This window comes from Pseudomonas defluvii, assembly GCF_001695625.1.
In the GTDB taxonomy this organism is placed as follows: Bacteria; Pseudomonadota; Gammaproteobacteria; order Pseudomonadales; family Pseudomonadaceae; genus Aquipseudomonas; species Aquipseudomonas defluvii.
In genome coordinates this window covers 1-12,509 of sequence record NZ_MBPN01000123.1, presented here as the reverse complement: position 1 = coordinate 12,509, position 12,509 = coordinate 1, and the positions used below count along the sequence as shown (strand labels likewise).

Below are 12,509 nucleotides of genomic sequence, written 5' to 3'. Positions count from 1 at the left end.
TGGTACCAGCGGCCAGTTTCTCAGCAGCCAGGCGCGCCATGTCAGCCCAGAAGTAAGCCAGGCAGGCATAACCGGAGTACATGACGTAGTCCACCGAAGCGGCACCAACTTCTTCACGGTCTTTCATGGCGGCCATCCCGACTTTCATGGTCAGCTCACCCCACTCCTTGTTCAGCTTGGCCAGCGGTTCAACGAACTCCTTGACCGCATCGTTGCCCTCCTGGCCCTGGCAGAACTTGTGGACGATCTTGGTGAAGCCCTTCAGGGCCTCGCCTTGAGTCATCAGCACTTTACGGCCCAGCAGGTCCAACGCCTGGATACCCGTGGTGCCCTCGTACAGCATGGAGATACGGCTGTCGCGCACGTTCTGCTCCATGCCCCACTCGGCGATGAAACCGTGACCGCCGTAGATCTGCACGCCATGGTTGGCGGCTTCAAAACCGACTTCGGTCATGAAAGCCTTGGCGATCGGGGTCATGAAAGCCAGCAGCGCGTCGGCTTTCTTCCTTTCTTCCTCGTCCTGGCTGTACTTGACGATATCGACCTGTTTGGCGGTGAAGTAGACCATCGCCCGGTTACCTTCGGCGAAAGCCTTCATGGTCAGCAGCATGCGCCGCACGTCCGGGTGAACGATGATCGGGTCAGCGGCTTTATCCGGTGCTTTCGGCCCGGTCAGCGAACGCATCTGCAGGCGGTCGCGTGCGTACTTCAGGCCACCCTGGAAGGCCACTTCAGCGTGAGCCAGGCCTTGCAGCGCAGTCCCCAGACGTGCGGTGTTCATGAAGGTGAACATGCAGTTCAGGCCCTTGTTGGCCGGGCCGATCAGGTAGCCGGTCGCGGCGTCGAAGTTCATCACGCAGGTGGCGTTGCCGTGGATACCCATCTTGTGTTCGATGGAACCACAGGCCACGGCATTGCGTTCGCCCACACCGCCATCAGCGGTAGGCAGGAACTTAGGCACGATGAACAGCGAGATGCCTTTGGTGCCAGCAGGGGCGTCGGGCAAGCGTGCCAGAACGATATGGACGATGTTATCGGCCATGTCGTGCTCACCGGCGGAGATGAAGATCTTGGTGCCGGTGACTTTGTAGGAGCCATCAGCCTGAGGCTCGGCCTTGGTGCGCAGCATGCCCAGATCGGTGCCGCAGTGCGGCTCGGTCAGGCACATGGTGCCGGTCCACTCACCGGAAACCAGCTTGGTCAGGTAGGTGTGTTGCTGCTCGGGCGTGCCGTGCTCGGAGATCGTGTTCATCGCGCCATGAGACAAGCCAGGGTACATGCCCCAGGACCAGTTGGACTCACCGACCATTTCGCTGATCGCCAGGCCCAGCGACTCAGGCAAGCCCTGACCACCATGCTCGACGTCATGGGCCAGGCTCGGCCAGCCACCTTCGACAAACTGCTGGTAGGCCTCTTTGAAGCCGGTCGGGGTTTTCACGCCCGACTCACTCCAGGTACAGCCTTCCAGATCACCCACACGGTTCAGTGGGGCCAGTACCTGTTCACAAAACTTGGCGCCTTCCTCAAGGATGGCATTCACCATGTCTGGAGTGGCGTCCTGGCAAGCCGGCAGGCTCTGATAGTGCGCTTCGTAGCCGAGCAACTCGTCACGAACAAAGCGAATATCACGCAAGGGGGCTTTGTAATCAGGCATAGCGATAAACCTCTGCTGATGGATCCTGGATAGGGAGACCGTGACACACCGACCAGCTCTTGGCGACTTTCGGTCAAACAGTTGTTTGAAACATACGTTTACGCCAATGGGTTGTCAAGCATCGTCCAGAGGGCAATTGCGCCATCTCAAACCGCTGCATGGCCCTCGTTACACCCGCTACACGCGCACGAACGAGCGCCTGGCGACAAGGCCAAGGCGCTGATACATAAAGCGTAGTAGAGGGGGCGAACGCAGATAGACCGGGGGGCGGTCAGGCGTAGGTATCGATCAGGGTGCCGAGCATTTCGTCGGAAGCTTTGGCCACTTTGACACCGAGTTCAACCTGGAACTTGCCCAGGGCCAATTCGACGGTGCTGGTGGCGAGGTCTTGTTGCTGGCTGCGATCAACCGAACGCAGACGCTCAGCCTGATAGTCGCTGGACTGGCTGGTGGCGGCACGCTCGACGGTGGTATTGGCGATCTGGCTGGCTGCCTGATCGACACGGTTCTGCCCCGTCTGAATAGCCCCCAGACCGGCATAGAACGCTGAGTTGCCTGAGATTTCCATTTCGACACTCCATGACGCTAACTGCAGATACCGCCTATTGAAGCAGACCTCAAGGAAAAAGGCCCGTCAAAAACACTAATAGCACATTGCCCTTCAATAGCCTGTAGTCAGTCCAGCAGATCCAGTTGCAGGAATTCAGCCACGGCGTCAGCCGTGACGCTCTTGAGTTTAGAGACGCGCCCCAGGCAGGGTGCCGGCAACCGCTCCGCCAGGGTTGCAAGGTTCTCTTCCAGTCGCGATGTGCGCGGGTCGACAACGTTGGCCACCCAGCCGGCCAACTGCAGGCCATCGCGCGCGATGGCTTCAGCACTGAGCAGGGCGTGATTGATGCACCCCAGGCGCACGCCAACCACCAGAATCACCGGCAGTTGCAGGGCAATGGCCAGATCAGAAAGGTTGGCCTGATCAGACAGCGGCACCCGCCAACCGCCAGCCCCTTCAATCAGGGTGAAGTCTGCCCGTTGCGCCAACACGTGACGCATCGGCGCGAGCAACCCCTGAACCGTCAATGCCACGCCCGCCTCACGCGCCGCCAGATGCGGTGCGATGGCCGGCTCAAAGGCGAAAGGGTTGACCTGCTCGTAGGGCAATACAATCGAACTTTGCGCCATCAGCGCCAGGGCGTCGGCATTGCGCAAACCCTTGGCGCTGACCTCACAGCCCGAAGCGACCGGCTTGGCACCCAGCGTGCTGAGCCCCGCCTGGCGGGCAGCCTGAAGCAAGCCAGCGGCGATCGTAGTCTTGCCGACGTCGGTATCGGTACCCGCGATGAAATAGGCTGCGTTCATTTCACACTCCACTTTCCAGAGGCTTTTGCAGCACCCCGTAGACCACCTGATAGGTCGCCGGCAGGCCTTGGGGCTGACGGAACCGCTCGTATGCCTGCAGCAAGCCCTGCATGCGCGCGCGCCCTGTCAAGCCGGTGGGCCGGCCCGGGTTGAGATTGTGTGCGCCCAAGGCCTTGAGCTCATGGGTCAGGCTGCGCACATCCGGGTAGTGCAGAACATGCGGACGGCGCTCCAACGCCAGCACCGGCATGCCACTGGCCAGGCACAGGCGCTGATAGTCCTCAAATGGCCGAAAGCGGTTGACGTGAACCAGCCCGTCCACCGCCTGCCAACTGTCGCGCAGCTCCTGGAGCGTACCGACACACAGGCTGGCAAACGCCAGCACACCGCCCGGCTGCAACACCCGTCGGGCCTCACTGAGCACGCCTGCAAAGTCACCACACCACTGCACCGCCAGGCTGGAGAAGATCAGCCCGACGCTGGCCTCGCGCAGCGGCAAACGCTCGGCATCGCCAGCAACATGGTAGTGCGCACCGCCCTGTTCGCGGGCATGACGAAGCATGCCTTCGGCAATGTCTACCGCCAGGCCGACACGTTGCGGATAACGCTGTTCCAACATCCGGCTGAAGTAACCCGTGCCACTGCCCAGGTCGAGCCAGTTCGAAGGCTGTAACGACGCAGGCAACTGTTCCAGCAAGGCGCTCCCCACATCGCGCTGCAACTGCGCAACGCTGTCATAACTGACTGCGGCGCGGGAAAACGACGCGGCTACCTGGCGTTTGTCAGGCAAGGCACCGGGCAAGGCCGGCCGGGATAGATCAGTCATCGCCGCTCTCGTGCAGAAAAGCCTTTATCGCACAGGCCAACTCGTGGGGTGTCTCCACCAGGAAGCCGTGCGCGCTGTCTTCGATCAAACCGACTTCAACGTCGGGTAACACATTCAGCAGCTCGCGCGCAGCTTCAGCAGGCACCAATGCATCGCTCCCGGCAAACAGGTGCAACTGCGGCCCACCAAACGACTGCAGCGCTGTACGGGTGTCCAACTGCGCCAGCAGCTCCAGGCCAGTCACCAGAAACTCCTCACGCGTCTGCGGCATACCGGCCGTCAACAGCCGCGCCAGCGTGCGTGGTTCCTCTGCACCCTGGCTGCACAGCGAGACAAAGCGTTTAAGGGTCACCTGAGGGTGATGGCGGCAGCCGTCGAGAAACGTCTCAAAGGTGGCGGGCGCCATCCCGTGCGGCCAATCCGGGCGAGCGACAAAACTGAGGTTGCTGGCCAGGGTCAGTACGCCGCAGCACTCATCACCACGACGAGCGGCCAGTTCAGCCGCCAGCATTCCACCCAGCGACCAACCACCCAGCCAGGTGTTATGTGGCAGGCTACGGTCCAGGGCCGAAAGCCAGGCGTGCGGATCACTGGTGTCGAGTTGCGGTAACGCATGCACCTCAACCTTGAGCGCCGGGTCCAACGCGCGTAGAGCCGCAGCCAACGGCTCCAGCGCCGCGATCCCCAGGCCCCAGCCTGGTAGCAGTATCAGACGGTCACGCATCGACAGGCTCCAACAACGGATAACACTCGGCCAATGCATTCAACAATAGCTGCACCTGTGCCTGACTGTGGGCCGCTGTCAGGGTAACGCGCAACCGCGCACCACCTGCAGGGACCGTCGGTGGTCGAATGGCAGTGACCAGCAGGCCGCGCTCACGCAACAACTGCGACAACCGAACCGCCCGAGCACTGTCGCCTATCACGATCGGCTGGATCGGGGTAAAGCTGTCCATCAGCGTCAAGCCGATCTGCTCGGCACCACTGCGGAATTGTTGGATCAATGCCGCCAGGTGCTCTCGACGCCACGTTTCAGTACGCAGCAGCTCCAGGCTTTTCAAGGTGGCGCAGGCCAGCGCCGGAGGCTGGCTGGTGGTGTAGATATAAGGGCGGGCGAACTGGATCAGGCACTCGATCAGCTCTTCACTGCCTGCAACAAATGCTCCCCCGGTGCCGAAGGCCTTTCCGAGGGTACCGACCAGCACCGGGACGTCATCCAGGCCCAGGTCAAAATGCTCGACAACGCCACCACCCTGACGCCCCAGGGTACCGAAACCATGTGCATCGTCGACCATCAACCAGGCACCGCGCGCTTTCGCCGCCTTGGCCAGCGCGGGCAGGTCAGCCACATCGCCGTCCATGCTGAACACCCCGTCAGTGACCACCAGGGTGTCGCCCTGGGCTTTCTCCAGACGGCTGGTCAGGCTCAGGGGGTCGTTATGCAGGTAGCGATTGAAACGCGCACCACTGAGCAGCCCGGCATCAAGCAACGATGCGTGGTTGAGGCGGTCCTGCAGCACCGTATCACCCTGCCCGACCAATGCCGTCACAGCGCCCAGATTGGCCATGTAGCCGGTGGTGAAGAGCAACGCCCTCGGGCGCCCGGTGAACTCGGCCAAGGCCTCTTCCAGCGCGTGATGCGGGCCGCTATGACCGATCACCAGGTGCGAAGCACCGCCACCGACACCCCAGCGCTCGGCACCGTCACGCCAGGCAGCAATCACATCCGGGTGATTGGCCAGGCCCAGATAGTCGTTGCTGCAAAAGGCCAACAGTGGTTGACCGTCGACCACCACGCAGGGGCCTTGCGGGCTCTCCAGCAACGGTCGCTGCCGGTACAGGGACGCGGCGCGCCGTTCTTCCAGGCGCGCACGAAGATCGAAGCTCATCCGCACCTCAGACCGAGGCGGCGTTGTAGAACAACTCGCTGCTCTTCTGCTCGATCAGGGCCTGCTCGATAGCCGCCTGATGAACTTCATCGGCATGCTCCTCGCGGGCCTCGGGCTGGATACCAAGGCGTGCAAACAGTTGCATGTCCTTGTCGGCCTGCGGGTTGGCAGTGGTCAGCAGCTTCTCGCCGTAGAAAATCGAGTTGGCGCCCGCGAAGAAGGCCAGTGCCTGCATTTCTTCGTTCATGGCCTCACGGCCAGCCGACAGACGAACATGGGACTTGGGCATCAGGATACGGGCAACGGCGAGCATGCGGATAAAGTCGAACGGATCGACAGCCTCGGCATTCTCCAGCGGCGTACCGGCGACCTTCACCAGCATGTTGATCGGTACCGACTCCGGGTGCTCTGGCAGGTTGGCCAGTTGAATCAGCAGGCCGGCGCGGTCGTCCAGCGACTCGCCCATGCCGAGGATGCCGCCCGAACAGATCTTCATCCCCGCATCGCGCACATACGCCAGGGTTTCCAGGCGCTCGCCATAGGTACGGGTGGTGATGATGTTGCCGTAGAACTCCGGCGAGGTATCGAGGTTGTGGTTGTAGTAGTCCAGCCCGGCTTCGGCCAGGGCCTGGGTCTGCTCACGGTCGAGCTTGCCCAGGGTCATGCAGGTTTCCAGGCCCATGGCCTTGACCCCTTTGACCATCTCCAGCACATACGGCATGTCCTTGGCCGACGGGTGTTTCCAGGCGGCGCCCATGCAGAACCGGGTAGAACCGATAGCCTTGGCCCGCGCGGCTTCCTCCAGCACCTTCTGCACTTCCATCAGCTTCTGCTTGTCCAGGCCGGTGTTGTAGTGACCGGACTGTGGACAATATTTGCAATCTTCCGGGCAGGCACCGGTCTTGATCGACAGCAGGGTCGAGACCTGAACACGGTTAGCGTTGAAGTGCGCGCGGTGCACGGTCTGCGCCTGGAACAGCAAGTCATTGAACGGCTGTTGGAACAGGGCTTTAACCTCAGCCAGGGTCCAGTCGTGACGAAGAGTTGCAGTTGTGCTGGCGCTCATGGGCGATTCCTTGTTTAGGCTTGACTGGCGCCGGGACAGGAAAGCCCGCCAGCGCATCACGGAGTGTTTGCATGATTAAGGAAGCCCCATGCACTGTCAACCGAAGCTTAAACAGCTGGTTTACAAGTGGTTAAATAATAACCACAACTGTTTGTTATGCGATGAACCTGCCCACGCCCCCATCCCCATCTGCGTCGCCTGCGAGGCCGAGCTGCCATGGCTTGATGAACGATGCCGGGTATGCGCCCTGCCCTTGCCGATGACAGGACTGGTCTGCGGGCAATGCAATCGCCGCCGCCCGGCTTTTCAGCAGGTTGAAGCCCCCTGGCACTATGGATTTCCAGTGGATGCACTGATCACCCGCTTCAAATACCATCGGCAATGGCCGCTGGGGCGACTGCTCGCCGAACTGCTCGGCAACTGGCTGGCCTACCGTTTCGCCGAAGGCCTGGCGCAGCCAACGCTTCTGTTACCTGTACCGATGGCCACACGCCGGTTGCGTCAGCGCGGCTACAACCAAGCGGGAATGCTGGCCAAGTGGCTCGGCACACAACTGGACATTACCTGCGATGAACACCTGCTGGTGCGCACGCTCGATACCCCTGCGCAACAGGGCCTGAACGCCCGGACCCGCAAACGCAACCTGCGCCAGGCGTTCGCAGTGACCGATGTGAAGGCCGTGGCCGGCCGTCACCTGGCCTTGGTCGATGATGTACTGACCACCGGTGCCACCGCCCAGGCCTTGGCGAGCCAGCTGCTCAAGGCGGGGGCTCGACGGGTTGATGTGTACTGCCTGGCGCGCACGCCAAAACCGGGCAGCGCTTGACTTGGCACAAGCGGGCGGGCACTTTCGCAGCGATCACCGCCACCCTGCGTAGCCATTCATGTCCCTGCCCGCCCTGCTCAACCAGCACCTCGTCAAACGCCCGCAACGTATCGCCCTGCTGCAGCACATCGCCGAGCAAGGCTCGATCACGCGGGCGGCAAAAAGCGCCGGCATCAGCTACAAGGCCGCCTGGGATGCCATCGACGAGCTGAACAATCTGGCTGGCACGCCACTGGTCGAACGCAGCGTCGGCGGCCGGGGAGGTGGCGGCGCGAAACTCACCGAGGAAGGCGCTCGGGTGCTGCGCCTGTATCAACGCTTGCAAGCCTTGCAGGCGCAAATTCTCGAAGCCACCGAAGACGCTGCTGATCTCGACCTGCTCGGTCGGCTGATGCTGCGCACCAGCGCACGCAACCAACTGTACGGCAAGGTACGCACAATAGAGGCTCAAGGTCGCAATGACCTGATCGAGCTGGCACTGGCCGACAACCTGAGCCTCAGCGCACAGATCACCCATGACAGCACGCTGCGCCTGGAGCTGGCCCCTGGGGCCACTGTCGTTGCGCTGATCAAGGCTGGCTGGCTGGAGTTGTTGGCGGCCAATGCCCAGCCTGAAGCTGGCTACAACTGCCTGCTGGCGACCGTCGAGGAGCGCCTCGACGATGCCGGAGGGCCCAGCGAAGTGCGCCTGGTGCTGAGCAACGGCCAGACCCTCTGCGCCCTCGCAGAAGCCGAGTGGCTGAATGAGTTGCACGCAACGCCTGGAAGCCTGTTACAGGTTCAGTTCCCGCCGGCCTGTGTACTGCTGGGAACCCCAGTCTAAAATTCGACACATTACCGTCATACAGGCTGACTAAGGTGACTGCCAAAACAGCAGGAAGCCGATCATGACCCTTTTAGACGAAAACCAGCCTACCGATCTCGAACAGATGGTCGGCCTCAGCCGACGCCGCTTCATCGGTGCCGGCGCCCTGTGTGGCGCCGCATTGTTCCTTGGCGGCGGCCTGCTGAGCCGCAGCACACTGGCGCAGAGCGTCAAGGCCGCCAACGACAGCCTGCTGGGTTTTCCGACGATCCCTGCCGCAACCACCGACAGCATCAGCCTGCCGCCCGGCTACAACGCCTCGGTACTGATCAGTTGGGGCCAGCCGCTGCACACCGACAGCCCGGCGTTCGACGCCTCGGGCAATGGCAGCGCCAAAGCGCAGGAACTGCAGTTTGGCGACAATAACGATGGCATGAGCCTGTTCCCCTTTCCTGGCGATGAAAACCGGGCGTTGATGGCCATCAACAACGAGTACACCAACTACCGCTACCTGTTCCCTCACGGTGGCCAGCCAACCTCCGCCGAAGATGTGCATAAGGCCCAGGCTGCCGAAGGCGTGTCGGTGATTGAGGTGCAACGCAGCAATGGCCAGTGGCAGTTCGTCCAGGGCTCGCCCTACAACCGCAGGATTCACGGCAATACGCCAATCCGCATGAGCGGCCCGGCCAGCGGCGATGCCTGGCTCAAGACCGCTGCCGACAACAGTGGCGGCAAGGTACTGGGCACCTTCCAGAACTGCGCCAACGGCAAGACGCCATGGGGCACCTACCTGACCTGCGAAGAAAACTTCACCGACTGCTTCGGCAGCAGCAACCCGCAACAGGCATTCGATCCGGGCCAGAAACGCTACGGTGCTTCGGTCGCCAGCAAGGACATCGGCTGGCACCTGCACGATCCGCGCTTCGACCTGGCGAAAAACCCCAATGAACTCAACCGGCATGGCTGGGTCGTCGAAATTGACCCCTTCGACCCACATTCAACGCCGGTCAAGCGCACAGCCCTGGGCCGCTTCAAACATGAAAATGCGGCACTAGGCGAAACCCGCGACGGCCGGGCAGTGGTCTACATGGGCGACGATGAACGTGGAGAGTTCATCTACAAATTCATCAGTCGCGACCCCATCGACCACAAGAACCCCACTGCCAACCGTAACCTGCTCGACCACGGCACCCTGTATGTCGCCCGCTTCGACAACGGCGACGGCAACCCCGACCAGCCGAAAGGCAAGGGCCAGTGGCTGGAGCTGACCCACGGCAAGAACGGCCTGAACGCCGCCAATGGCTTCGCCAATCAGGCTCAGGTGCTGATCCATGCGCGCCTGGCGGCCAGCCTGCTTGGCGCCACACGCATGGACCGCCCGGAATGGATTGTGGTCAGCCCCAAGGATGGTCAGGTCTATTGCACCTTGACCAACAACGTCAAACGCGGCGAAGAAGGCCAACCCGTAAACGGACCGAACCCCCGTGAGAAAAACATCTACGGGCAGATACTGCGCTGGCGCGAAAGCGCTGACGACCAGGGTGCGATGACCTTCGACTGGGACCTGTTCCTGATTGCCGGCAACCCTGGCGTTCATCCCGGCGACGCGAAAGCCGGCTCCGCCAACATCACCCCGCAGAACATGTTCAACAGCCCGGACGGGCTGGGTTTCGATGCCGACGGACGGCTGTGGATTCTCACCGATGGCGACTACAGCAATAGCGGTGATTTTACCGGCATGGGCAACAACCAGATGCTCTGCGCCAACCCGACGACCGGCGAGATCCGGCGCTTCATGGTCGGCCCGGTGGGCTGTGAAGTCACCGGTATTGCCTTCGCGCCAGACCAGCGCACGCTGTTCGTAGGTATCCAGCACCCAGGCGAAAGTGGCGGCTCGACCTTCCCCGAGCACCTGCCCAACGGCAAGCCGCGTTCATCCGTCATGGCGATCCGCCGGGACGACGGCGGCATCATCGGCGCCTGAGGCGAACCGCAACACAGCCCCTGCAACTCGGCGCGCGCAGGGGCATGTAGCGCACCCCAACGAGATGCATCGCATCCGGCGGATTGCGCTACCATGCCAGGCATGATGCGGCTGCCTGCCGCACGGCAGGAGCGCGTATGTCACACCCCTTCGATACCCTCACCCCCGACCTGGTGCTGGACGCTGTGGAAAGCATCGGTTTTCTCAGCGATGCCCGGGTATTGGCCCTCAACAGTTACGAGAACCGCGTCTATCAAGTCGGCATCGAAGACGCCGAACCGTTGATCGCCAAGTTCTACCGGCCCGGACGCTGGAGCAACGAGGCCATTCTCGAAGAGCACGCCTTCACCGCCGAACTGGCCGATTGCGACGTGCCGGTGGTCGCGCCACTGGTTCACAACGGCGCCACCCTGTTCGAACACGCCGGTTTTCGCTTCACCCTGTTCCCACGGCGTGGCGGGCGGGCGCCCGAACCAGGCAATCTGGACCAACTCTATCGCCTCGGCCAACTGCTGGGGCGCTTGCACGCCGTAGGCGCTACCCGTCCGTTTCTGCACCGTGAAACCCTGGCGGTGGATAACTTCGGCCATGCTTCGCTCGCCACCCTGCTGGAAGGCAACTTCGTCCCCAAAAGCCTGCTGCCCGCCTATGAGTCGGTCGCACGTGACCTGCTCATGCGCGTCGAGGCCATCTACGCGCAAACGCCGCACACGCTCATCCGCCTGCATGGCGACTGCCACCCCGGCAACATGATGTGCCGGGATGAGGTGTTCCATATCGTCGATCTGGATGACTGCCGCATGGGCCCGGCGGTTCAAGACCTGTGGATGATGCTTGCCGGCAGTCGGCAGGAGCGCCTGGGGCAACTGGCTGAACTGATGGACGGCTACAACGAGTTCCACGACTTCGACCCGAGGGAACTGGCCCTGATCGAACCGCTGCGCGCCTTGCGCCAGCTGCACTACAGCGCTTGGCTGGCCCGGCGCTGGGACGACCCGGCCTTCCCGCGTAGTTTCCCCTGGTTCGGTCAGGAGCGTTACTGGGGCGACCAGATCCTTGCACTACGTGAACAACGGGCCGCACTGGATGAAGAACCGCTGAAATTGTTCTGAAACCTGAAGCAGTCTGTCTACAATGGCGACTGCTTTTAGTTAGCTGCCTAAGCAAGGAATCTGCATGCACGCCGTCAACCCGCGCCGCGGGTACATCCTGGGCCTGACCGCCTACATCATCTGGGGCCTGTTCCCCCTCTATTTCAAAGCCCTGCAAGCCGTTCCGGCCGTCGAAATCATTGTTCACCGGGTGCTCTGGTCGGCCTTGTTCGGCTCACTGTTGCTGCTGGTCTGGAAACACCCCGGCTGGTGGCGCGAGCTACGCGAAAACCCTGGCCGGCTGGCGACCCTGGCCCTGAGCGGCGCGCTGATCGCCGGCAACTGGCTGACCTATGTCTGGGCCGTGAACAACGACCGCATGCTTGAGGCTAGCCTGGGCTACTACATCAATCCGCTGGTCAACGTTCTGCTGGGTATGCTTCTACTGGGCGAGCGCCTGCGCCGCCTGCAATGGCTCGCCGTAGGCCTGGCAGCATTCGGGGTGGCGCAACAGGTATGGCAAGTCGGCAGCCTGCCGTGGATTTCACTGGTACTGGCACTGAGCTTCGGTTTCTACGGCCTGATCCGCAAAAGGGCGCCCGTTGCGGCACTGCCCGGGCTGGTGGTGGAGACCTGGATGCTAGTACCGCTGGCACTCGGCTGGCTGCTGCTCAACCCGCACGCCAACAGCGCACAGGCCAGCTTCTACGGCAGCAGCGAAGCCCTCTGGCTGATTGCGGCCGGGCCGGTCACGCTGGTGCCGCTGGTGTGCTTCAACGCCGCCGCGCGCCACCTGCCCTACACCACCCTGGGCTTCCTGCAGTACCTGGCGCCGACGCTGGTCCTGCTGCAGGCGGTATGGCTGTTTGGCGAACACCTGTCGAGCAGCACGCTAGTAGCGTTCATCTTCATTTGGGCCGGCCTGGCGCTGTACAGCGTCGACAGCTGGCTACGCCTGCGCAAAAATAGCTGATCAAAAAATATACAGATCGCTGCAGGCCACACAGCACGT

The 12,509-nt window shown here is 62.2% G+C and carries 12 protein-coding genes; 5 read left to right on the top strand and 7 right to left on the bottom strand.

What is annotated here, in order from left to right; genetic code table 11:
• The 7 genes from EKA13_RS23120 to bioB form a co-directional block, all read right to left on the bottom strand.
• Positions 1-1,654 (bottom strand): phenylacyl-CoA dehydrogenase (locus EKA13_RS23120; protein ID WP_065761530.1); only part of this gene is annotated, 1,654 nt, incomplete at its 3' end.
• 271 nt (positions 1,655-1,925) lie between these two features.
• A complete protein-coding gene (locus EKA13_RS23115; protein ID WP_065761529.1) occupies positions 1,926-2,222 on the bottom strand; it encodes a pyrroloquinoline quinone biosynthesis protein PqqE in 297 nt (98 codons plus the stop codon).
• Positions 2,223-2,329: 107 nt separating this feature from the next.
• The gene (gene bioD, locus EKA13_RS23110; protein WP_065761528.1) at positions 2,330-3,010 is read right to left on the bottom strand and encodes a dethiobiotin synthase; all 681 of its coding nucleotides are present in this window, start codon (positions 3,008-3,010) and stop codon (positions 2,330-2,332) included.
• Position 3,011: 1 nt separating this feature from the next.
• The gene (bioC, locus tag EKA13_RS23105) at positions 3,012-3,836 is read right to left on the bottom strand and encodes a malonyl-ACP O-methyltransferase BioC (protein ID WP_065761527.1); all 825 of its coding nucleotides are present in this window, start codon (positions 3,834-3,836) and stop codon (positions 3,012-3,014) included.
• Entirely contained in the window at positions 3,829-4,560 is a 732-nt protein-coding gene (locus EKA13_RS23100; RefSeq protein ID WP_065761526.1) for an alpha/beta fold hydrolase, read from the bottom strand. Before EKA13_RS23100 ends, bioC begins: the two co-directional genes overlap by 8 nt.
• The gene (gene bioF / locus EKA13_RS23095; protein WP_065761525.1) at positions 4,553-5,725 is read right to left on the bottom strand and encodes an 8-amino-7-oxononanoate synthase; all 1,173 of its coding nucleotides are present in this window, start codon (positions 5,723-5,725) and stop codon (positions 4,553-4,555) included. Before bioF ends, EKA13_RS23100 begins: the two co-directional genes overlap by 8 nt.
• Before the next feature lie 7 nt (positions 5,726-5,732).
• Positions 5,733-6,791 carry a biotin synthase BioB gene (gene bioB, locus EKA13_RS23090; RefSeq protein WP_065761524.1) on the bottom strand — a complete coding sequence of 353 codons (1,059 nt, stop codon included), beginning with the start codon at positions 6,789-6,791 and terminating at the stop codon, positions 5,733-5,735.
• A gap of 88 nt (positions 6,792-6,879) precedes the next feature.
• Between bioB and EKA13_RS23085 the strand changes: the two genes are divergently transcribed.
• From EKA13_RS23085 to rarD, 5 genes are all read left to right on the top strand, one after another.
• Positions 6,880-7,617: a ComFC family protein gene (locus tag EKA13_RS23085; RefSeq protein WP_065761523.1), complete on the top strand. Its 738-nt coding sequence runs from the start codon at positions 6,880-6,882 to the stop codon at positions 7,615-7,617.
• A 58-nt stretch (positions 7,618-7,675) separates the two neighbouring features.
• Positions 7,676-8,440 (top strand): TOBE domain-containing protein, encoded by a 765-nt coding sequence (locus EKA13_RS23080; protein WP_065761522.1) that lies wholly within the window; start codon positions 7,676-7,678, stop codon positions 8,438-8,440.
• Between the two features lie 64 nt (positions 8,441-8,504).
• A complete protein-coding gene (locus tag EKA13_RS23075) occupies positions 8,505-10,406 on the top strand; it encodes a PhoX family protein (protein ID WP_065761521.1) in 1,902 nt (633 codons plus the stop codon).
• Positions 10,407-10,543: 137 nt separating this feature from the next.
• Positions 10,544-11,518 carry a serine/threonine protein kinase gene (locus EKA13_RS23070; protein ID WP_065761520.1) on the top strand — a complete coding sequence of 325 codons (975 nt, stop codon included), beginning with the start codon at positions 10,544-10,546 and terminating at the stop codon, positions 11,516-11,518.
• A gap of 64 nt (positions 11,519-11,582) precedes the next feature.
• Positions 11,583-12,470, top strand: coding sequence for an EamA family transporter RarD (rarD, locus tag EKA13_RS23065; protein WP_065761519.1), 888 nt, complete (start codon positions 11,583-11,585; stop codon positions 12,468-12,470).
• The last annotated feature ends 39 nt before the right edge of the window (positions 12,471-12,509 follow it).